The sequence below is a fragment of the Pseudomonas mucidolens genome, from assembly GCF_900106045.1.
Lineage (GTDB): Bacteria > Pseudomonadota > Gammaproteobacteria > Pseudomonadales > Pseudomonadaceae > Aquipseudomonas > Aquipseudomonas mucidolens.
Genome location: NZ_LT629802.1, coordinates 2,120,601 through 2,142,507 on the forward strand (window position 1 = coordinate 2,120,601; position 21,907 = coordinate 2,142,507).

Sequence of the window (21,907 nt, forward strand, 5' to 3'; positions counted from 1 at the left end):
TTAAGTAACTCACAGTGCACAGTGAGTTTACCGCTGGCCTATAGACGCCGGAAGGGGCGCTCATACAGGCCGTTACTGATACAGGCGTAGGACTCTTCTCGATAATCCCCTGCGGCGTCACTGAAGGTGGACGCCAAAGGGACTAAGCTTCCAGCAAACGCGGTATCCATTGCTGTTGCGGCATCGGCAAGGTGCACGACGCGCCACGGCCCATGGGGAAATAGTGGAACCCCTTGCGTGCCAGTCGCTCGGCGTCATAAAGGTTGCGTCCGTCGAAAATCACCGGGGCTTTGAGGCGCTGTTGCAGCAGGTCAAAATCCGGCGCCTTGAACTGCTGCCACTCGGTGCAGATGATCAACGCGTCGGAGCCGCCGAGTGTCGATTCCGGCGTGCCCATCAACATCAGGCGCGGATCATCGCCGTACAGGCGCTGGGTTTCCTGCATGGCTTCCGGGTCGAAGGCGCGTACGTTGGCGCCTGCGGCCCACAGCGATTCCATCAGCACCCGACTGGGTGCGTCGCGCATGTCATCAGTATTGGGCTTGAACGCCAAGCCCCACAAGGCAAATGTCTTGCCGCGCAGCTCACCCTTGTAGAACGCCTTGACCCGCTCGAACAATTTGCTTTTCTGGCGCTGGTTGATGGCTTCCACCGCCTCCAGCAAGTCACTGGAGCAATGCGCTTGTTTAGCGCTGTGAATCAGCGCGCGCATGTCCTTGGGGAAACACGAGCCACCATAACCGCAGCCCGGGTAGATGAAGTGGTAACCGATTCGGGAGTCGGCTCCGATGCCCAGACGCACCGACTCGATATCCGCCCCCAAGTGTTCGGCCAGTTCGGCGATCTGGTTGATAAAGCTGATCTTGGTCGCCAGCATGCAGTTGGCGGCATACTTGGTCAGTTCGGCGCTGCGCAGGTCCATGAAGATAATGCGATCATGGTTACGGTTGAACGGCGCGTACAGATCACGCATCACATCGCGGACCTCCTCACGTTCGCAGCCGATGATGATCCGGTCCGGACGACGGCAGTCGGCCACCGCTGATCCTTCCTTGAGAAACTCTGGGTTGGACACGATATCGAACGTCAAGGTGCGCCCGGACAGACGCAAGGCGTCTTCGATATGCGCACGCAGGGTATCGCCGGTACCCACCGGCACGGTGGACTTCTCGACCAGGATCACCGGCTGAACCCGGTGACGGGCCACAGCATCGCCCACCGAGAAAACATATTTCAAGTCAGCCGAGCCGTCTTCGTGCGAGGGTGTGCCGACGGCGATAAACAGCACGTCGCCATGTTCCACCGCAAGCTTTTCGTCAGCGGTGAACGTCAGTCGAGCGCTCTCCAGGTTTTCCTTGACCAGGCTGGCGAGTCCCGGCTCGAAAATGCTCACGTGTCCTTGCTGCAACAGGCGTACTTTGTCTTCATCGACGTCCATGCAAATGACATCGTGGCCGACCTCGGCCAGTACGGTGGCCTGTACCAGGCCGACATAACCACTACCAAATACGCTGATTTTCATGGGGTATTCCTGGTGCTTGTAGCGTTGCTGCGACGGGAGTTGATGATCACGACGCCGAAGATGACCAACGCCACCCCCAACGTCCTGGACACTGAAAAGTGCTCGTTGAAAACCGGCAGGCTGGCGGCCAGCAGATACACCAGGGCATAACTGATGCTCAGCAGTGAATAAGCACGACCAAGCGGTAGATGCCGCAAGGCGCCCAGCCAGCAGAGCATCGACAAAGCGTAGGCGAAGATCGCCAGGCTCACGACGCCCAGCGCGGCGAGATCCAGAGCGCCGCTGTTGAAGGTGCTCAGCCATTGGCTGGGCAGCGGCAAGCGGGTCATGCTCCAACGCATGCCCAGTTGGGCGGCGCTGACCAACGTCACGCTGCCCAGCGCCAGGGCAAAGCCGCGCACCCGACTCATACTTCAGCCCCCAGCAATGCCACGCCCGCGATGACCAGTGCGACACCCCACCAGTGGCGGCGATCCACCGGCTCATGGAAGACAAAACGCGCCACCAGGGTGATCAGGACAAAGTTCAGGCTGAGCATCGGATAGGCGATGCCGACCTCCAGGCGTTGCAGTACCAGCAGCCATACCAGCAGGCCCAGGCCAAGGCATAGCAGCGCCGACCACAGCCAGGGCGAAGCCACTTTTGTGCGCCAACCGTGTGGCCGGTCGCGCCAGCTGTCGACGGCAAATTTCTGCGAGACCTGCCCCAGGCAGGTCAACAGGCACGCGGCCAGCAGCAAAAGCAGGGTGATCATGGCACTGCCTGCGGGAAGATCAGGATGACCATGTTGCCTTGTTCATAACGCTTGGCATCCTTGGGCAACAGATTCAGCTCCATGCGCGCGTAGTCGCCCTTGACCCGCATCACCACGCCCACCGAACCTTTTTGGCGCGCCTTGGCCAGCCACTTCAGGACTTGCGGGATATCCACGCGCCGATAAGCGGTGTCCGCAAACGCGATACCGTACTTCACTTCGCCGACGGTGTTGTACAAGGTGATTTCCGGACGCCCCAGACGCCAGGACAAGGCAGAAGCAGCCCCCAGGTCGTTGCTCAGCAACGCCGAGGCCTGCTGTAACTCAGGAACGTGATCAATGATCAGTTGGTCCGGCGTCTTGTTGTACACCACCGAATGGGGCAGGGCCGCGGGGACCAACGCCACCAGCAGCCAACTGCCGATGGCCGGGGCAGCCCACAGGCGCAGAGGACGTGTGGCCTGCAACAGGTTGGATAGAATCCAGCCCACCAGCACAATAACCACCAGCACCAGGCTCAGCAGTTCCTCGTGAAGGTCATACAAAGGCTTCTTTATCTGGAAGTAGACCAAGGCCAGCAAGCCCAGTACGCCGAGGACCAGGTTGAGCCAACCGTTGACTTGCAATGTACGCCCACGGGCTGCGGCCAGTTTTTCGGCCAACGTGTTCCCCATCAACAGTGCCAGCGGTAACAGGCACGGCAGGATGTACGCCGGCAGCTTACCCTTGCTCAGGCTGAAGAACGCCAGCGGCATCAGCAGCCACAACAGCAGGAAACCGCTTTTTGGCGTACGCCTTGCCTGCCAGGCCTGTTTCAAGGTCGCGGGCAGCAACACCACCCAGGGCAGGCTGAAGGCCACCAGCAAGGGCAAGTAGTACCACCAGGCTGCATCGTGTTGGGCATCCGCGCCGGCAAACCGCTGGATGTGTTCATGCCAGAAAAAAAAGCGCCAGTAATCCGGTTCCTGGGCATGCACCATCAAGGCCCAAGGCAGGCTGACGACAATCGCCACCGCAATCGCTACACTGCCATGGGTCAGCAGCTCGCGCGTGCGCTTTTGCCACACCATATAGGGCAGGGCAATCAATATAGGCAGCAACCACGCCAGAAATCCCTTGGTCATGAACCCCATGGCACACGCCAGGCCGAGCAAGGTCCAGGCCCCCAATCGGGCGCGCCGACTGCTGCTGTCAAAGCACAGCCACAACGCCACAACGCTGAGGTTGACCCAGAAGGTGAACTGCGGATCGAGATTGGCATAGCCGCCCGACGCGGCGATGCTGACAAAACTCATGTACAGCAGACTGCTGGCCAAGCTCTTGCGCGGATCGTTCCACAAGCGTCGGGACATGAAATAAACCAGCAGGATGCTCAGGCCTGTCGCCAGCGCCGAAGCAAAACGCACGCCGAACAGGTTCTGGCCGAAAATCGCCTGGCCCAGGGCGATCATCCAGTACCCGGCCACCGGTTTCTCGAAATAGCGGATCCCCATAAAGTGCGGGGACGCCCATTTGCCGGTCAGCAGCATTTCCTGGCTGATCTGCGCGTAGCGGGTTTCATCGGGTATCCACAAGCCATGAGTCGCCATCGGCACCAGATAGCACAAACCAAAGACCAATAAGAGCAGGGGCAGGGCCCAACGGCGAATCATGCCTTCTGCACTCCCAGCCAACCTTCGCGGCCGCTGAGCACGCCGCGAGTCAGGTGCGCCTGGGGCAAGGTTGCCGGTTGCGCCGGCAACAGATTACCCAGAGGCTGAAACTCAATGCCACGCTGCCCGGCCTGGGCAAGCAACTGGCGAAAATCATTGGCCATCAGAATCCCTTCCACTTCTGCGTGGATCGTATAGACGTTGAATGTCGATTCGGTGAATCGCTCGAGAATGAAGCGGTTGAAGTCCCTGGCCGCCACGCGCGGGCCGACGACTTCGTCGAAGGTCGGCAGATTGACCGGTACCTGTGGCGTGCCGGCGCTGCCATCGGCGAGGATCGGACGGAACGGACTATCACCCCGGCAATCACTGTTGTAACGAAAGTTGAAGGCTTGCTTGGCTTGCACGACACGCTCGTCCGCGCGCCAACCGGCGGCGGCGGAACAGTCGACCGGCTCGCCGAGGATCTCGCTCAAGGTCTCGACCCCGCGGTGGATCTGCTCCACCAACTGGACGTCGCTCCAACGTCCGGCGTTGGCTTGCCAGCCATGGTGGTCCCATGCGTGCAGCCCAACCTCGTGTCCAGCGGCCTTGGCCCGGCGCATCAGATGCCCCAGATCGCGACCGATGGGCTTACCTGGCCACGCAGTGCCCGCCAGCAGAATGTCCCAGCCGTACAACCCGGCCGCGTTGGAGCGCAGCATCTTCCACAGGAACCGTGGACGCATCAGGCGCCACAAGTGACGCCCCATGTTGTCCGGACCGACGCTGAAAAAGAACGTGGCCTTGATTCCGGCTTCATCCAGCAGCTCCAGCAACCGCGGCACACCTTCACGGGTGCCCCGGTAGGTGTCGACGTCTATGCGCAAACCTGCCTTCATTAACGAGCTTCTTCGGTGGATTGAGCGATTTCCAGCATCGCTTCACGCAGGAAAAAATCCAGGGTGTTGCCGATGGTTTCGTGCATTGGCACCGTGGGTTCCCAGTTCAGCAGGCGCTTGGCATTGGCGATACTCGGTTTGCGGTGCGCCACATCCTGGTAGCCGTTACCGTAGAAAGCCTTGCTTTCCACCTCACGGAAACCGGCGAACGGTGGGAAGTTGGCGCGCAGTGGATGAGCTTCGAACTGACGCAGCAGCTCTTCGCCCAACTGGCGGATGCTCGCTTCGTTGTCCGGGTTGCCGATGTTGATGATCTGACCGTCACACGCATCATTTTCGTTATCAATGATCCGCGCCAGGGCCTCGATGCCATCGGCAATGTCGGTAAAACAGCGTTTCTGTTCACCACCGTCGAACAGGCGGATCGGCGTGCCTTCCACCAGGTTGAGGATCAGCTGGGTGATGGCCCGGGAGCTGCCGATACGCGCCGAATCCAGGCGATCCAGACGCGGGCCCATCCAGTTGAAGGGGCGAAACAGGGTGAATTTCAGGCCCTTGACGCCGTAGGCCCAGATCACCCGGTCGAGCAATTGCTTGGAGACCGAATAGATCCAACGCTGCTTGTTGATCGGCCCGACCACCAGGTTGGAGGTGTCTTCATCGAAATTCTGGTCCTGGCACATGCCATAGACTTCGGAGGTCGAGGGGAAGATCACGCGCTTGTCATATTTGACGCAGTAGCGCACCAGCTTCAGGTTTTCTTCGAAGTCCAGTTCGAACACGCGCAGCGGGTTACGGGTGTATTCGATAGGGGTGGCGATGGCCACCAGCGGCAGGATCACGTCACATTTCTTGATGTGGTACTCGATCCACTCGGAGTGAATGCTGATATCGCCTTCCACATAGTGGAAATGGGGGTGGCTGCGCAGACGCTCGATGGCGTCGGAGCCGATGTCCAGACCGTAGACTTCGTAGCGGTCATCGCGCAGCAGGCGTTCGGACAGGTGATTGCCGATAAAGCCGTTCACACCCAGGATCAACACCCGGGTACGGCGTGGCTTGCGGCCGGACTCGGCGCCGCGCAGCATGGAACCTTCCACCAGCCCCAACTCGTCGGCCAGCGCCGGCCCGGCCAGGTACAGACCGTTATCAGCGCGCTGACCGGACTTGATGAGCAGGGAATCCTCACCGCACGCAATGCACAGTGGATCAACGCTGATCACACGGCCCGGCGCCAGGCCGTGGTTACCTTTGACGACTTCGGCGCTCCAGACAATCAGCTTGTGCTCGCCAACCGCGCAAAAGGCGCCCGGGTAAGGCTGGGTCACGGCACGGACCAGGTTGAACAGTTCTTCAGCCGGTTTTTTCCATTCCAGCTTGCCGTCGGCGGCGGTGCGACGACCGAAACAGCTGGCCTGGCGCTCGTCCTGGGCGGTTTCCGTCAACGTGCCCTTGGCCAGTTGCGGCAGCGCGTCGCTCAGCAGGCTACGCGCGGCATCACGCAACTTGGCGTGCAGGCTCAGGGCGGTGTCGCTGCGCTCGATGCCGACCTTTTGCTGAGCCACAATGGCCCCGGCATCGGCACGCTGGACCATACGGTGCAGCGTCACGCCGGTTTCGCGCTCACCGTTGACCAGCACCCAGTTCGCCGGTGCGCGCCCGCGGTATTTGGGCAGCAACGAACCATGCAGATTGAACCCGCCTTTACCCGCGGTGGCCAATAGGGCCTCGCTCAACAGGTTGCGGTAGTAGAACGAGAAAATGAAATCCGGCTTGAGCTTGGCAACACGCTCGACCCACAGCGGGTGGTTGGCATCTTCCGGCGCATGCACCGCAATGCCCTTGCGCGCGCACAGTTGGGCTACAGAAGCGTAGAAGGTGTTTTCCTTGGGGTCGTCGGCATGGGTGAACACGGCAGCAATGTCATAGCCAGCGGCAAGCAGGGCTTCAATGCCGGCACAGCCAATATCGTGATAAGCAAAGACAACAACGTTGGGATTCATGACGAAACCTGATCGGCAGATGAAGTGGAAGTACGCGAGGAGGGCAGGCCATCAACGATGACCACCGGCGCGGGCGCGACGGGATCGTTACGCAGCACCTTTTCAATAAAGAACCGTGGGCGCGCGCGCACATCGCTGTACGTGCGCCCCAGGTATTCGCCCAACAGCCCCATGCCGATGAATTGACCACCGGTGAACACAAACAGCACGGCGAACAGCACAAACAGACCGTCACCGGCCCAGTCGGCGCCGAAGGCCAGGCGCAGGATAATCAGTGACAAAGCGAAGAGCATGCCCAGCGCGGCAAGGCTGAAGCCGACAATGCTCAACAATCGCAACGGTGTGGTGGTCATGCAGGTGAGCAGGTCGAACATCAGGCTGATCAGGCGCATGGCACTGTATTTAGACTCGCCGTGCTCCCGTTCAGCATGATGCACGGGAATTTCCGTGGTGTGGCGGGCGAAGCCGTTGGCGAGGATCGGAATAAAGGTACTGCGTTCACGACAGGCCAGCATCGCGTCGACGATGGTGCGCCGGTACGCGCGCAGCATGCAGCCGTAGTCACTCATCGCCACGCCCGTGGAACGCTGGACTGCCAGATTGATCAAGCGCGACGGCCAGCGGCGAAAGGCTGAGTCCTGGCGGTTGTTGCGCACCGTGGCGACCACGTCGTAGCCCAGGGCAGCTTGTTCCACCAGGCGCGGGATCTCTTCAGGTGGGTTTTGCAGGTCGGCGTCAAGCGTAATCACCACATCGCCCCGGCATTGCTCGAAACCGGCCATGATTGCCGCATGTTGCCCGTAATTGCGGTTGAGGATCACCGCCACCACATGGCTCCCGGACACCAGCGCAGCGTCTTCCAGCAATTGCGCCGAGCCGTCGCGGCTGCCGTCATCCACCAGGATGATTTCGTATTCATACGCCAACTGCTTGCACGCCGCCCTAGTGCGACGCAACAGTTCGGGCAGGCTATGTTCTTCGTTGTAGACCGGGATAACGATCGACACACAATGAATAGGGTAGGGTTTCAAAGATTCATGCCTCGGGTTAGAGCAACTTGGCGCGTGGAAACGACAACCGTCAATGATTGAAAGTGCGAGCGCCCGAATAAAAAACAACCGCTGTGTCGCCATTTCTCGACAGCCTCGATGACTGGCGAGCGAGCCGGACGTCGGGGTCTTGAGTAAACGTTGGAGTGGTCAAAGGTAAAGTATAATCAAAGGGTTAGTCTGCCAATCGTGATGTATGTTCAAGCCGTACGTTGAAGATTAAGCGCAAAAATGTCGAACGAATATGAAAGGCCGATGAAAAACCCGTTTATTTGGCGGGCAGACAGCAAGTGTTCAGATAAGCACTAGGGAGGAGAACCGCTTCTTTATGTAGCCTTCATCCGTAAGTCATTTATCGCAACAATTAGACGTATCGCGACCGAGTACGCCGCTACGCATCCGGGCGACAACGGATCTATCGAAACCGTGCAGGACACCCTGGAACGGCCATGGTTTGGTACGAACGCCCGACCTGCGCTAGACTCGGGACTCATTAAATAACAAATACCCAAGCTAAACAGAGGCTTAGTCCAGATATTTAATCCGAAGGCTGATCTATTTTGACCGAGATTTCCCGTAATCCCCTGACGCTCTATCTTTCGCGCCTTGCGCCTTCCAGCCAATTGACCATGCGCTACGTGCTGCAAGACGCCGCCGACCGCCTGGGTTACGAAGAAATAAACCTGGAAGACATCGACTGGCACCTGCTGCAGCCAGAACACGTGATGGCGTTGGTGGCGGTCTTGCGCGAAGACGGTTATGCGCCGAACACTTCATCACTCTACGTCAACGCTGTGCGCGGGGTGATGAACGAAGCCTGGCGCATGAGTTTGATCAGCCAGGACCATCTGTTGAAGATGCGTTCGGTCAAGGCCACGCCGGGCACGCGCTTGAGCCAAGGTCGCAACCTGCGGCGCAGTCTGATTCGGGAATTGATGGAAGTCTGCACCGCCGACCCGCGTCCTCAAGGGCTGCGTGATGCAGCGGTGATTGGCATTCTGTATGGCTCGGGGATGCGTAAATCGGAGTCGGTCAACCTCGAACTGGCCCAGGTCAACTTCCAGGAGCGCAGCCTGAATGTCATCGGCAAGGGCAACAAGCAACTGATCAAGTACGCTCCAGCCTGGGCCTTTGCCAAGTTAGAGGCGTGGCTGGCGTTTCGCCGCGAACAGTTGAAAGAGGGCGAGGTGGACGACAGCTTCCTGTTCAACCGCATTCGTCGGGGCAGCCACATCACCCGCGAGCGCATCACCAAGCACGCGATCTACTACATCGCGCGTCAGCGTGGCGCGCAGGTAGGCGTGAAGATCATGCCGCATGATTTCCGCCGCTCGTTTATTACCCGAGTAATCGAGGAACATGATTTGTCGATTGCGCAGAAGCTGGCGCATCACACCAATATCCAGACCACGGCCAGTTATGACGTGCGCGATGACAATGAGCGGCGACGGGCAGTGGATCGGTTTGATCTTTGACGCACAGGATCGGCGTGGATCCCGCCCTCACCCCAGCCCTCTCCCGGAGGGAGAGGGGGCCGATTGGGGGATATTGGCGAGTGACATCGACCTGGCCCTGCAGCCGGGAATCCAAAATGGGCACAGCGTCCCAGGTCGTTGACTTTCTCGGCATACTTCGCGCGGTTCGCAACGATTGGGGGATATTGGCGAGTTACAGCGACTTGGACCTCGCTTGAAATCCATAATCGACGCGGTGCTACAAGTCGCTGATTTTCTGCGCACACTTCGCTCAGTTCCCTCTCCCTCTGGGAGAGGGCTAGGGTGAGGGGCGGATCCAACCCTTAAAGAATCGGCTTGCCGCCGGTCACCGAATACCGCGCACCCGAGATGTAGCTGCCCTCATCCGAAGCCAGCAACACATAAATCGGCGCCACCTCCACCGGTTGTCCCGGACGGCCCAGCGGCGTCTGACTGCCGAAGTTCTGCACCTCTTCATCCGGCATGGTCGAAACGATCAACGGAGTCCAGATCGGTCCCGGCGCCACGCTGTTGACCCGGATCCCCTTGCTGCCGAGCATCTGCGCCAGCCCGCCGGTGAAGTTGGCGATGGCGCCCTTGGTGGTCGCGTAGGCCAACAGCGTTGGCTTGGGCATGTCCGAATTCACCGAACTGGTGTTGATGATCGATCCTCCGGCTTTCATATGCGGCAGCGCGGCCTTGCAAATGCGAAACATCGCGGTGATGTTGATATCGAAGGTCTTGACCCATTCCTCGTCGGAAATTTCCTCGAAGGTTTCGTGACTCATCTGAAAGGCCGCGTTGTTCACCAGCACGTCGATACGCCCAAACTGCTCCACGGTCTTGTCGACAAGCGCCTGGCACGTGGCCTTTTCAGCGATATCCCCCGGCAGCAGCAAGCACTGGCGGCCGGCTTCTTCCACCCAGCGAGCGGTCTCGCGCGCGTCGTCGTGTTCATCCAGGTAGGCGATGGCCACATCGGCGCCTTCGCGGGCAAAGGCAATAGCCACCGCACGCCCGATGCCGCTGTCGGCGCCGGTAATCAGCGCAATCTTGTTTGCCAGCCGTCCAGACCCGCGATAACTCTGTTCGCCGCAGTCCGGGTAGGGCTCCATCTTCCTTTGCGAACCGGGAACGGTCTGGGCCTGGGCGGGGAAGGGCGGGCGTGGGTAGTCAGTCATCTGAAGTCTCCATCGATCACAGTGGGTTTAGGAATTAGTAATTTTCCCGGCAGCGATAGTTGGAAAGGATTGCCCTTCACTCCGACGAATGGTGTTCCGGGTGTTTTGCGCTCCCTTCATCAAAAAAAAGATTGAGTATTCACACAAAATGTTATTTAAATAACAAAACAATAGCGTCACGAGCCGTCCGGCCGTGCCTGCAACAAGGTGGATAGCAATGAGCAAGATCGCAGTCATCGGCAGCAATATGGTGGACCTGATCACCTACATCGAGCGCATGCCGGCCCAGGGTGAAACCCTTGAAGCGCCGGGCTTTGCCCTTGGTTGTGGCGGCAAGGGCGCCAATCAGGCGGTGGCTGCGGCCAAGCTGGGCGGCGACGTGCTGATGCTGAGCAAAGTCGGTGACGACATGTTCGCCGACAACACCCTGGCCAATTTCCAGCGCTTCGGCATCGACACCCGCTATGTGCAGCGGGTGCCCGGCGTTTCCAGTGGTGTGGCGCCGATTTTCGTCCAGGCGGACTCCCACAACAGCATTCTGATTGTCAAAGGCGCCAACGCGCATTTGCTGCCGGTCGATATCGACGCCGCAACCGCCGATCTGCGCGATTGTTCGCTGATCGTGCTGCAACTTGAGATCAACCTGGCCACGGTCTATTACGCCATCGAGTTTGGCCGCAAGCATGGCATCCCGGTATTGCTCAATCCCGCCCCGGCCCTGTCCGGCCTGAGTGCTGAGCACTTGGCGCAGCTGGATTTCCTGGTCCCCAACGAATCGGAGCTGGCCCTGATCACCGGGCAGGTCGTCGACTCGGTGCAAGCGGCCCGCGCGGCCGCACGCACGCTGGTGGCCAGCGGGATTCGCCACGTCATCGTCACCCTCGGCCAGGCCGGCGCGCTGTACGTGGGCGAGGAGGGCGAGTTCCAGGTCGACGGCCTGTGCGTAGAGGCCCGGGATACCACTGGCGCCGGGGATGCGTTTATCGGTTGCTTTGTCCGGCACTGGAGCCGTGACGGCGACATTCGCCAAGCCATGCAACAAGCCGTGGCCTATTCCGCGCACTCGGTCACGGGCCTCGGCACACAGACGTCTTACCCCGACCTCGAAACCTTCGCGCGTTTCCAGCAACAGTCGTAACACCCCAACCCAGCCCGGAGAACAATAATGAACAAACCTGCGCTGCAACAAACACCCGATGGCTTCTACCTGAATCGCACGCCCTGGTTCGCCTTTATCCTGCTGTGCAGCATTTTTGCGCTGTGGGCCGCGGCGGCGAGCATGAATGACGTGTTAATCGCGCATTTCAAGAAAGCGTTCATGCTCAGCGATTTCCAGACGGCATTCGTGCAGTCAGCGTTTTACCTGGGCTACTTTTTCGTGGCGATTCCGGCGGCGATGGTGGTGCGACGGTTCAGCTATAAAAGCACCATCCTGATTGGTCTGTTGCTGTACATGCTGGGTTGCCTGCTGTTTTTTCCGGCGGCTTCCACGGCCAAGTACGGCATGTTTCTATTGGCGCTTTTTGTGATCGCCGCGGGCCTGTCGTTCCTGGAAACCGCCTGTAATACCTACTCGACGCTGATGGGCCCACGGGAAACCGGGACCCGGCGTCTGAATATCTCCCAGACCTTCCACCCGTTCGGGGCGATGACCGGGGTGTATGTCGGCAGCTTCGTGATGTTCAAGGAGACCGACGCTACCACCGAACAACTGGCCCAAATGAGCGCGTCAGAAGCGGCCGTGCAACAACTGCAAATGATCCAGTCGACGTTATTGCCCTATAAATGGATGATCGCGGTGCTGATATTGATGTTCATCCTGGTCGCCATCACGCGCTTCCCGGCCTGCAAGGGCAACCAGAAAGTCGACCACAAGCGCGGCAGCCTGGGTCAAAGCCTCGGCCGGTTGTGGCGTAACCCGCGTTTCACCTTTGGCGTACTGGCGCAGTTTCTCTACGTCGGCGCCCAGGTCGGCGTGTGGAGTTTCACCATACGCCTGGCGATGCAAATGGGCGGCATGAATGAGCGCAGTGCTTCCTGGTTCCTGTTGACCACCTTCGCCGCCTACTTTGTCGGCAAGTTGATCGCCAATCTGCTGATGCGTCGGCTGCACCCGGCCAGGGTCCTGGCGATTTACGGGGTGCTGTGCATCGTGTTGCTGGCCTACACCATCCTGGTGCCGAATATCTCGGCGGTGTACGCGGCGGTCGGAGTGAGCATTTTCCTCGGGCCGTGCTGGCCAACCATCTACGGCCTGACGATCGACGGCTTGGGTGAGGACACCGGCGTGGGCGGCTCACTGTTGGTGATGAGCATTGTCGGCGGCGGGGTGATTCCGATCTTCCAGGGGCTGCTGTCGGATGCCACGGGCGGCAACATGCAGTTGGCGTATAGCGTGCCGCTGCTGTGCTTTATCGTGATCGTGATGTATGCCCTCAAATGCCTGCGTCATTCCCACACAATGCCCGCAGGCGCGACGGCGGTCGCCTCATGAATACGCGTATCCCGCTGTATCGAGCGCTGTTTGGCGAACAGCAAAAGCTACTGTTGCAGTCGGCGGACTTCAAGGTCAGCGCCTGGACCTATCCGTCCGGCGTATTGGCCCTGAGCTTGGAAAACAGCCGGGGCCGGCTGGTGGTGTTGCCATATCAGGGGCAGATGATCTGGTCGGCGGTATTCGACGGTTGCGACTTGACCATGAGCAACCTGTTCGACCAGCCCAGGCCGAGCCCAACGGTGATCGGCACCTACGGCTGCTTCATGTTCCACAGCGGCCTGCTGCGTAACGGCTGCCCGGCGCCCGCGGATGATCACGCCTTGCACGGAGAGATGCCGTGCGCGGCAATGGACAGCGCCTGGCTGGAGGTCGGTGCAGGTTTCCTGCGCCTGGGCGGCGAATATGAATATGCCCAGGGTTTCGGCGATCGTTATCGGGCGCAACCCAGCGTGACGCTGCGCACGGGTTGCGCGCTGTTCGATATCGGCATGAACGTGACCAATCTCGCCGGCAAGCCCATGGACCTGATGTACATGGCCCACATGAATTACGCATACGTCGAGGGCGGCCGTTTCGTCGAACCGTTTGGCATGCAGCGTCTGCGCTTGCGCAGCAGTGTGCCGGACCATGTCAAGCCGACCCCGGCGTGGAGCGCCTATATGGCGCAACTGGCCGAGCACCCGGCGCAGTTGGCGAGGCTCGAACAGCCGGCGCTGTATGACCCGGAGATTGTGTTTTTCTTCGACGAGGTGGGCACGGACGCCGAGGGCCAGGCCCATTTTCTGCTGGATCACCCCGACGGGACCGCGTTCTATACGCGCTATCGGCCCGAACAGTTCGAGCATGCGGCACGCTGGATCCTGCATAACCCCGATCAACAGGTGGCGGCGTTTGTCTTGCCGGCCACCTGTGAGCCGGAGGGTTACAACGCCGAGAAGGCCAAGGGCAATCTGCGCTCGCTGGCGGCCGGAGCCAGCACCGCGTTCAGCGTGACCACTGGCTACCTGAGTGTCCCGGAGCGCCTGGCATTAGCGGGCTAAACCAGCAATTGTGCGCCGTTGGCCTTGATCGCGTCCTGGTACAAGCGCGGGATTTTTTTGTCGCTGACCACGTACTGGAAGTCTTCCAGCGCGGCGAAGTGAGCGGTGCGCACCGTGTCGAACTTGCTGAAATCGGCCAGCAACACCCGCTGACGGGCCTGGCGCAGGACCTTTTGCTTGACCTCGACTTCATTGAAGTTGAAGCAGGTCACGCCCAACGCCTGGCTGACCCCGGCGGCGGAGACGAAGGCCCAGGTCAGCCGCACACTATCGAGGATGGCGCTTTCGGCACCGCTTTCAAACACTTGGTTCTGGCGGTGAAAGGTGCCGCCACACATCACGATGTGGCAGTTGGGTTTGTTGTACAGCTTGAGCAATACGTTCAGGGAGCTGCACACGGCGGTGAATTCCAGCTCGTCGGGGAGGAAATCAATCACAAACGGCGTGGTGGTGCCGCAGTCGAAAAAAACCGTGTCACCGGGCTGGATCAGGCGTGCGGCGAGCTTGCCGATGCGGCGTTTCTCTTCGACATGCCGGGTGTCTTGATCGGCCACACGATAGTCGCCAGCGTCACTGCCTACGCGCGTGATATAGCCGCCTAAAAGGCGCAGATGCTCACTGAAGTGGTTCAGGTCACGGCGCAAGGTCATCTCGGAAACATCCAGCAGGGCCGCCATTTCCCGCAGGTGAATGGCGCTCTGGTCCTGCAGGGCTTGCTGGATAAGCTTGAGTCGCTCGGCTTTTTTACTGTCCACAGGCATTCCAGGGCTTGATTAATGATGTTATATAAGTAACATTAATTGTGATTATTGTAACGAATCTGTGTGCTCACCCGGTACGGTGACGCATGATCATTGGCAACATACAGGCAAGGGCACGCTAAATGAAGAACCTTCAACCCACAGCATTGGCCAGCTACATCGATCACACCCTGCTGGCACCGGATGCTTCCCGGCAGCAAGTTCGCACGCTGTGTGAAGAAGCCTTGGAACATGGCTTCTATTCGGTGTGCCTGAATTCGGCGCAGGTGCCGTATGCGGCGGCCTGCCTGACCGACGCTGCAGTAGTGATTTGCGCGGTGGTCGGCTTCCCGCTGGGCGCCGGCTTGAGCGACACCAAGGCTTTTGAAGCCCGGCGCGCCATCGAAGCTGGGGCACGGGAGATCGACATGGTGCTCAATATCGGCTGGCTGAAAGACGCTCTGCTGGACCTGGTGCGGGACGACATTGCGTTGGTGCAACAGGCCTGCGGCAGCGTGCCTTTGAAGGTCATCCTGGAAACCTGCCTGCTGACCGATGAACAGAAGATCCAGGCCTGTGAAATCTGCCGTGACCTGGGGGTGGCATTCGTCAAAACATCCACCGGATTCAGCCACCGTGGAGCAACGCTCGAGGACGTGGCGCTGATGCGCAAAGTGGTAGGCGAGGGCGTCGGGGTCAAGGCCTCGGGCGGAGTGCGTGACTACCCAACGGCAGTCGCAATGATTGAAGCCGGCGCCACGCGGCTGGGCAGCAGCTCCGGGATCGCGATTGTGGGAGCTGGGATCACTGTTGCCAATGGCTATTAACCCGCCCCCTTCAGACCATTAATCTTCGCCATAACCTATTGGAACGCCGCCAGTTCCTCTTCGGCGAGGATGCTGATGTGGCGTCGCTCCATGGCGATCAGGCCGCTGTCCACCAGGCGATGCAAAATCCGCGAAAAGGTTTCCGGCTGAATCCCCAGCTTTGACGCCACCAATCGCTTGGAGGTCTGCAAGACAATCTGGCCGGTGACCGGATGGCGCTCCTGGAACAGAAAATTGATCACCCGACGGCTCGCGCTCGCCATGGTCAAGGTATCGATGTCGCGCAGCCGTAGGTGCAAGTGAACGCTCATGTTCGCCAGAATCGCCAGGCAGACTTTCGGCTGGTCCTCTAGCGCATTGCGATAATGGTTGCCTTCGATGCTGACGAGCAGACTGTCCTTCAACGCGGTGGCGCTCACCGGGTACAGGCGGGCCTGGCTGAACAGCAGGGCTTCGGCAAAGGTTTGCCCGGGCTGGATGATTTCCACCAGGTTTTCCTGACCTTCGCCCGTCAGCCGGTACAACTTGATCTGGCCGCTGACCAGCAGGAAAAAGCGCTTGGCGGGGTCGCCCTGGTGCATGAGGGTGCGCTGACAAGGCAGGCGCTTGAGCACGGCCAGCGCGCAGACTTCCTCGAAGATTTTCTCCGGCAACTGGCTGAACAGATGATGACCGCGCAACGTTAAAACAATGGAAGGGTGAGTCAGCATGGCGTACCTCCGCTGACGGTTATAGTAGACAGCTCCGACCGGTTGACCTATGCCTCTGCCGGCCTACCTCCAAGGAGGCATGCCCGTCAGCCGGTACTGCGCAGGTGTTCCATGGCCCACACGGCGGCCTCGACCCGCGAGCGCAGGCCAAGCTTGTGCAGCAGGTTCTTGACGTGCACCTTGACCGTCCCTTCGGTGATGCCCAGCTTGTGCCCGATAACCTTGTTGCTGAAGCCGCCAGCGATGGTCTTTAACACCTGGCGTTCGCGTTCGGTCAACTCCACCACGGCCTGGCGCGGCGGTGAACGCAGTGCCTGAGCCATGACCTGGGTCAGGCCGGGGCTGATGACCAATGCGCCGTCCAGGGCATCGCGGATGTACTGGATCAGCAGTTCAGGTTCCATATCCTTGAGCAGATAACCGTCGGCATCCAGGCGCAGGGCGTCGCGAATATCATCTTCAGCATCGGACACCGTGAACAGCAGCACTTTACCGGTGTAGTGCATCGCGCGTAATCGGCGCAGGGTTTCAATGCCATTCATCTGCGGCATGTTGTTGTCGAGCAACACCAAATCCGGTTGTAGCGGCTCGATGAGCTTGAGCGCTTCTTCGCCATGATTGGCTTCGCCGACGATCAGGAAGTCAGCCTCGAGTTCGAGCATCTGGCGGATGCCGCGACGCATCATCGGATGGTCGTCGACCAGCAGGATTCTACGGTGGGGGGAGGGAGTCATGTGACGCTACCTTCTGTGTGCTGTCCGAGAAACTCCGGGTGGAATTCCAGCTGGATGCGGGTGCCTTGCGGCGCCCTGGAAAAAATCTGCAGGTGCCCGCGCAAGCTGCGTGCTCGTTCATCCATGATGTTCAGGCCGTGGTGTTCGCGCTGATCGACATCGCCGCTGAAGCCGCGTCCGTCGTCTTCGACCGAGAGCCGCACGGTTTCACCGTCCTGGCGCAGTTCCAGCCAGGCGTTTTGCGCATGGGCATGGCGCAGGCAGTTGGAGAGTGCCTCGCGAGTAATCTGCAAAATGTGGATCTGCTCGCTGGCCGAGAGTTGAAAAGCCAGCGCATCGACGTGCAAGTGCACCTGGAACTCGCCGCGGCGGGAAAACTCCTCGGCGGTGTCCTTGAGTTCCTGCACCAACCCGGCCTCATGAATCTGCAAACGAAAAGTGGTGAGCAATTCACGCAACTGGCGATAGGCATTGTTCAGCCCCTCGCGCAATTCGGCGGTGACGGTTTCCAGGGTCTGCACCGGTTCACCCCGGCGCATCAGGGTCTGCATGCGGCTGACCTGCAGTTTCATATAAGACAGGGCCTGGGCCAGTGAATCATGCAGCTCGCGGGCGATGATGGTGCGCTCTTCCAGCAGTAGCAGGCGATGATCCTGTTCCCGTTGGCGCTTGAGCGAGAGCGAGGTGCCGATCAGATTGGCCAGCGCCTGGATCAGCTGAGTCTCCCAGGCTTGCGCGGTGTGGCCGTCGATAAAGTGCGCTTTGAGTTCTCCCAGTTCGCTGCCCTGATTGCTGATGCTGAATGTCTGCGGTGGTGCATCGTGGTGTCTGCGGCACGTGGCGCAATCGCTGCTGGCGCACACTTCACGAATGTTTGCGCCATGCAGGGCAATCAATTGCTGGGCCGGCGCCTGCGTCTCGCCTTGCAGGCACAGCGACAGGCGCAGGCCAGGCAGACGTTGCTGGAAACGCCGAATCAATTCACCCAGTCCTTCGGCATTTGCCAGGCGCGTAGCCAGGCTGCGGCTGCTTTGATACAGCAACTCCAGGGCAGCGTTGGCCTGTTGCAGGTTCAGGGTCTTTTGCCGGACCTGACTCTCGAGGGTGCGATGGGACTCTTCAATCGTCTCGGCCATCGCGTTGAAGCTTGTGGCCAACTGGCCCAGTTCATCCTGGGACTGATGGTTGACCCGGGCCTTGAAATCCCCGCGTCGAAAACGCTGGGTCGCATCCACCAACTCTTTAAGGGGCGTGACCACACCGTACTGCAACTCGTACAAGCCAAGCAGCAGAACAATCATCGTGGTAAACAGCGCCATGCCCTGGATCACCTGTTGCCAGCCTTGTTTCTGTTCGCTCTGGCGTTGCAGCAGGCTGACGAACTGGTTCAGTTGTTCAACGAACGGCCGGGCTTGAGCCTGAAAGGCCTGTGCATCGCCGCGCTCCAGGGCCGGACGCAATGCCTCGTTCCATTGTTGCTGGATTTGCCCGTAGCTGAGCTGCAGCGCGGTAGTCGGGCCATCTTCAAGCACCGCCTTGAGTGACCGGCTGTTGAGTCGACGTTGCAGGCTGTCGGTGATGTCGCTGATTTCTTCCCCGGCGGCACCGGTGGCGAGTTTCCAGCTCAGGTGGTAGGTCTCCATGCGCACGGAGCCTGCGGTGTTGATGGCGGCGGCATCACCCTGGCTGAACCAGGCAATCAGGCCAGCGCTCAACGAGCTGGCGAGGGCGAGCACGGCGATCAGGATCACCGCCAGCCCGGCGCGCGCGGGCAAGGAACTGCGCAACCAGCGAATCATCAGCGTAGGTCCGTACAAAAGACAGGAAAGCAGAGCATGCACAGCTCCAGAATGAGGTTTGCCACCGATCCTCGGCGCGCTACCTCTAAAGAGTTGTCGAGGCTTCCCTGTCGACAGAACGCTGGCCAGAAAAAGCTAATACGCTGATAAACAAAGGGTTTCAGGCTTTTTTTGGCCTACCTCCTTGGAGGTAGACAGCACAAGCATAGGCCCATGCCCCCTGGGGCTTCGTTGACGTGGATCAAGTTTTTGTGGGGTTGCTCTCTCTAGTCTGCCGCCACGGCTAACTGATTGGAGAGCATTGTGACCCAACCCCGTGTACGACAAGGCTTGGTGCTGGGCATGAGCACCCTGGCCTTCACTGTCTGTTTTATGGTCTGGATGCTGTTTGCCGTGCTCGGGGTACCGATCAAAGAACTGCTCCAACTCAACGAGACTCAGTTCGGTCTGTTGGCTGCCACGCCGGTCTTGACGGGTTCACTGGTGCGCCTGCCGTTGGGATTGTTGACCGACCGTTTTGGCGGACGCAGTGTGTTCTTCCTGCTGATGCTGTCCTGCGTGGCGCCGCTGTACCTGATCAGTCACGCCACCGCTTATTGGCAGTTCCTGGTCCTGGGCTTGTTCGTCGGCCTGGCCGGCGGCTCGTTCTCGGTGGGGATTGCCTACGTCGCCAAATGGTTCGACAAGGAGAACCAGGGCTTCGCCATGGGTATCTTCGGCGCCGGCAATGCCGGTGCGGCCGTGACCAAGTTTCTCGCGCCTGCATTGATCGCCGCTGGCAGTTGGCAACTGGTGCCGAAAGTCTTCAGCGCGATTCTCTTCATTACCGCGCTGTTGTTCTGGTTCCTCAGCGCCGAAAACAAAGACCACCGCAGTGCCTCGGGCGCCACGTTGCGTGAGCAACTGCACTCGCTGAAAGATCCTGCGGTGTGGCGCTACTGCCAGTACTACTCGATTGTCTTCGGCGGCTACGTGGCGCTGGCGCTGTGGATGACCAAGTACTACGTGCAGGAATACGGTTTCAGCCTGCAAAGCGCGGCGCTGCTGGCGGCGTGTTTCTCACTGCCGGGTGGTGTGCTGCGTGCCGTCGGCGGCTGGATGTCGGACCGCTGGGGCGCACAAAGCGTGACCTGGTGGGTGTTGTGGGTCAGCTGGATTTGCCTGTTCCTGCTCTCGTACCCACAAACTCAATTGCAAGTGCAGACCATCAACGGCCCGCTGGACTTGCACATCGGCCTCAATCCCGTGCTGTTCACCGTGCTGCTGTTCGTCATGGGCATTGCCTTCGCGTTCGGCAAGGCCTCGGTCTTCAAATACATCGCCAATGACTACCCGCAAAACATGGGCGCGGTGTCCGGCATCGTCGGTCTGGCCGGTGGCTTGGGCGGTTTCGTGCTGCCGATCATGTTTGGTGCCCTGGTGGACCTCACCGGCGTGCGCTCTTCCTGCTTCATGTTGATGTACGGCGTGGTCTGGGTCTCCCTCACCTGGATGTACTTCAGCGAAATGCGCAAAAACCCGCTGCTCGGTAAAAAGCCACCGCGGACCTCGACCCCGATTTCCAGCATTGCCCAAGGAGAAGAACATGTCCGTTCTACAAAAGCCTGACAAGGGCCCGGTCATTCATGACTGGCGCCCCGAGGACCCCGCGTTTTGGGGCAGTAGCGGCAAACAGACCGCCACGCGTAACTTGTGGATCTCGATTCCCGCGCTGCTGTTGGCCTTTGCGGTGTGGATGGTCTGGAGCACGGTGATCGTGCGCCTGAACGCCATCGGTTTCACCTTCAGCACCGACCAGTTGTTCTGGCTCGCGGCGTTGCCGGGACTGTCCGGCGCGACCTTGCGCGTTTTCTACTCCTTCATGGTGCCGATCTTCGGCGGTCGTCGCTGGACCGCGCTGAGCACCGCGTCGCTGCTGTTGCCCTCGATCTGGATGGGCTTTGCCGTGCAGGACACCAGCACCTCGTACGGCGTGTTCGTCTTCATTGCCTTGCTCTGTGGGTTTGGTGGCGGCAACTTTGCTTCGAGCATGTCCAACATCAGCTTCTTTTATCCCAAGTCCCAGCAGGGAACAGCCCTGGGCCTCAATGCCGGACTGGGCAACCTGGGCGTGTCGGTGATGCAATTCTGTGTGCCGCTGGTGATCACCTTCGGCGTGTTCGGCTTTATCGGCGGCAATCCGCAGGTGCTGCCGGATGGCAATCAGTTGTGGTTGCAGAACGCCAGGTTCATCTGGGTACCGTTCATTGTCCTGGTGACGCTGCTGGCCTGGTTCGGCATGAATGACCTGTCCAGCGCCCGGGCGTCGTTCAGCGAGCAGGCAGTCATCTTCAAACGCAAGCACAACTGGCTGATGTGCTGGTTGTACCTGGCGACATTCGGTTCATTTATCGGTTTCTCCGCCGCGTTTCCGCTGTTGATCAAAACCTCCTTCCCGGATGTCATTGCCTTGAAATTCGCCTTTCTCGGCCCGCTGGTCGGCGCCCTGGTGCGCCCATTGGGAGGATGGCTGGCCGACAAGCTCGGCGGCGCGAAGGTCACCCTGTGGAACTTCGTGCTGATGATCGTGATGGTCTTCGGCGTCTTGCACTTCCTGCCGCAAAACGGTTCAGGCGGCAACTTCTACGGTTTCCTCGGGATGTTCATGCTGCTGTTCATCACCACCGGTATCGGCAACGGTTCCACCTTCCGGATGATTCCGGTGATCTTCCGCACCCTGCATGAAAAAGCCGCGGCCGGAAAACCACCGGCAGTGCGCGAACAGGCACTCAAGGCTGCCGGCAAGGAGTCGGCCGCGGTCCTGGGCTTCAGTTCGGCCATCGGCGCCTTCGGTGCGTTCTTCATCCCCAAATCCTTCGGCACTTCGATGGCCCAGACCGGCGGCCCGGAGATGGCCTTCTACATGTTTGTCGGTTTTTACCTGAGTTGCATCGTCGTGACCTGGTGGTGGTACGCGCGCAAAGGCGCGGCGACACCCTGCTGAGACGCCCCCGAATCCAACCATTGCGTGGGCGGGGCACAGAACCCCGCAGCAAGCCTGAGA

At 59.8% G+C, this 21,907-nt stretch carries 19 protein-coding genes; 7 read left to right on the forward strand and 12 right to left on the reverse strand.

What is annotated here, in order from left to right:
- Positions 1-142 precede the first annotated feature (142 nt).
- From BLU75_RS09915 to arnC, 7 genes are read right to left on the reverse strand one after another with little or no spacing between them, the layout of a single operon-like run.
- Positions 143-1,522 (reverse strand): UDP-glucose dehydrogenase family protein, encoded by a 1,380-nt coding sequence (locus tag BLU75_RS09915; RefSeq protein WP_090221441.1) that lies wholly within the window; start codon positions 1,520-1,522, stop codon positions 143-145.
- Entirely contained in the window at positions 1,519-1,932 is a 414-nt protein-coding gene (arnF, locus tag BLU75_RS09920; protein WP_084376752.1) for a 4-amino-4-deoxy-L-arabinose-phosphoundecaprenol flippase subunit ArnF, read from the reverse strand. Before arnF ends, BLU75_RS09915 begins: the two co-directional genes overlap by 4 nt.
- Positions 1,929-2,276: a 4-amino-4-deoxy-L-arabinose-phosphoundecaprenol flippase subunit ArnE gene (gene arnE, locus BLU75_RS09925; RefSeq protein WP_084376751.1), complete on the reverse strand. Its 348-nt coding sequence runs from the start codon at positions 2,274-2,276 to the stop codon at positions 1,929-1,931. Before arnE ends, arnF begins: the two co-directional genes overlap by 4 nt.
- Positions 2,273-3,928: a lipid IV(A) 4-amino-4-deoxy-L-arabinosyltransferase gene (gene arnT, locus BLU75_RS09930; RefSeq protein ID WP_084376750.1), complete on the reverse strand. Its 1,656-nt coding sequence runs from the start codon at positions 3,926-3,928 to the stop codon at positions 2,273-2,275. The genes arnE and arnT overlap by 4 nt, the downstream gene beginning before the upstream one ends.
- A complete protein-coding gene (arnD, locus tag BLU75_RS09935; RefSeq protein WP_084376749.1) occupies positions 3,925-4,809 on the reverse strand; it encodes a 4-deoxy-4-formamido-L-arabinose-phosphoundecaprenol deformylase in 885 nt (294 codons plus the stop codon). The genes arnT and arnD overlap by 4 nt, the downstream gene beginning before the upstream one ends.
- On the reverse strand, positions 4,809-6,812 hold the full coding sequence (arnA, locus tag BLU75_RS09940; protein WP_084376748.1) for a bifunctional UDP-4-amino-4-deoxy-L-arabinose formyltransferase/UDP-glucuronic acid oxidase ArnA: 2,004 nt from the start codon (positions 6,810-6,812) through the stop codon (positions 4,809-4,811). The genes arnD and arnA overlap by 1 nt, the downstream gene beginning before the upstream one ends.
- The gene (gene arnC, locus BLU75_RS09945) at positions 6,809-7,843 is read right to left on the reverse strand and encodes an undecaprenyl-phosphate 4-deoxy-4-formamido-L-arabinose transferase (RefSeq protein ID WP_084376747.1); all 1,035 of its coding nucleotides are present in this window, start codon (positions 7,841-7,843) and stop codon (positions 6,809-6,811) included. The genes arnA and arnC overlap by 4 nt, the downstream gene beginning before the upstream one ends.
- A 578-nt stretch (positions 7,844-8,421) precedes the next feature.
- Between arnC and BLU75_RS09950 the strand changes: the two genes are divergently transcribed.
- Positions 8,422-9,336 carry a site-specific integrase gene (locus tag BLU75_RS09950; RefSeq protein WP_084376746.1) on the forward strand — a complete coding sequence of 305 codons (915 nt, stop codon included), beginning with the start codon at positions 8,422-8,424 and terminating at the stop codon, positions 9,334-9,336.
- Between the two features lie 323 nt (positions 9,337-9,659).
- Here the strand turns inward: BLU75_RS09950 and BLU75_RS09955 are convergent, their stop codons facing one another.
- Positions 9,660-10,517, reverse strand: a complete 858-nt coding sequence (locus tag BLU75_RS09955) for an SDR family oxidoreductase (protein ID WP_084376745.1) — start codon at positions 10,515-10,517, stop codon at positions 9,660-9,662.
- A 217-nt stretch (positions 10,518-10,734) separates the two neighbouring features.
- Between BLU75_RS09955 and rbsK the strand changes: the two genes are divergently transcribed.
- Genes rbsK through BLU75_RS09970 form a run of 3 tightly spaced genes read left to right on the forward strand, consistent with a single transcriptional unit; the run spans position 10,735 to position 14,054 of the window.
- Complete coding sequence (gene rbsK, locus BLU75_RS09960) at positions 10,735-11,655, forward strand: ribokinase (RefSeq protein WP_084376744.1); 921 nt, start codon at positions 10,735-10,737, stop codon at positions 11,653-11,655.
- Between the two features lie 27 nt (positions 11,656-11,682).
- Positions 11,683-13,011 (forward strand): L-fucose:H+ symporter permease, encoded by a 1,329-nt coding sequence (gene fucP / locus BLU75_RS09965; RefSeq protein ID WP_084376743.1) that lies wholly within the window; start codon positions 11,683-11,685, stop codon positions 13,009-13,011.
- A complete protein-coding gene (locus BLU75_RS09970) occupies positions 13,008-14,054 on the forward strand; it encodes an aldose 1-epimerase family protein (protein WP_084376742.1) in 1,047 nt (348 codons plus the stop codon). Before fucP ends, BLU75_RS09970 begins: the two co-directional genes overlap by 4 nt.
- Here the strand turns inward: BLU75_RS09970 and deoR are convergent.
- Positions 14,051-14,809 carry a DNA-binding transcriptional repressor DeoR gene (gene deoR, locus BLU75_RS09975; protein ID WP_084376741.1) on the reverse strand — a complete coding sequence of 253 codons (759 nt, stop codon included), beginning with the start codon at positions 14,807-14,809 and terminating at the stop codon, positions 14,051-14,053. The two genes, BLU75_RS09970 and deoR, sit on opposite strands and share 4 nt — an antisense overlap.
- Positions 14,810-14,937: 128 nt before the next feature.
- On the opposite strand from deoR, the gene deoC reads away from it, so the two are divergent.
- Positions 14,938-15,621 carry a deoxyribose-phosphate aldolase gene (gene deoC, locus BLU75_RS09980; RefSeq protein WP_084376740.1) on the forward strand — a complete coding sequence of 228 codons (684 nt, stop codon included), beginning with the start codon at positions 14,938-14,940 and terminating at the stop codon, positions 15,619-15,621.
- A 35-nt stretch (positions 15,622-15,656) separates the two neighbouring features.
- Here the strand turns inward: deoC and BLU75_RS09985 are convergent, their stop codons facing one another.
- The 3 genes from BLU75_RS09985 to BLU75_RS09995 form a co-directional block, all read right to left on the reverse strand.
- The gene (locus BLU75_RS09985) at positions 15,657-16,331 is read right to left on the reverse strand and encodes a Crp/Fnr family transcriptional regulator (protein ID WP_084376739.1); all 675 of its coding nucleotides are present in this window, start codon (positions 16,329-16,331) and stop codon (positions 15,657-15,659) included.
- A gap of 86 nt (positions 16,332-16,417) precedes the next feature.
- Positions 16,418-17,065, reverse strand: a complete 648-nt coding sequence (gene narL / locus BLU75_RS09990; RefSeq protein WP_084376738.1) for a two-component system response regulator NarL — start codon at positions 17,063-17,065, stop codon at positions 16,418-16,420.
- On the reverse strand, positions 17,062-18,864 hold the full coding sequence (locus tag BLU75_RS09995; RefSeq protein WP_084376737.1) for a HAMP domain-containing protein: 1,803 nt from the start codon (positions 18,862-18,864) through the stop codon (positions 17,062-17,064). The genes narL and BLU75_RS09995 overlap by 4 nt, the downstream gene beginning before the upstream one ends.
- 303 nt (positions 18,865-19,167) lie before the next feature.
- Here BLU75_RS09995 and BLU75_RS10000 point away from each other — a divergent pair, with 303 nt between their 5' ends.
- Positions 19,168-20,472 carry an MFS transporter gene (locus tag BLU75_RS10000; RefSeq protein WP_084376736.1) on the forward strand — a complete coding sequence of 435 codons (1,305 nt, stop codon included), beginning with the start codon at positions 19,168-19,170 and terminating at the stop codon, positions 20,470-20,472.
- Positions 20,450-21,847 carry a NarK family nitrate/nitrite MFS transporter gene (locus BLU75_RS10005; RefSeq protein WP_090221442.1) on the forward strand — a complete coding sequence of 466 codons (1,398 nt, stop codon included), beginning with the start codon at positions 20,450-20,452 and terminating at the stop codon, positions 21,845-21,847. The genes BLU75_RS10000 and BLU75_RS10005 overlap by 23 nt, the downstream gene beginning before the upstream one ends.
- Positions 21,848-21,907 lie beyond the last annotated feature (60 nt).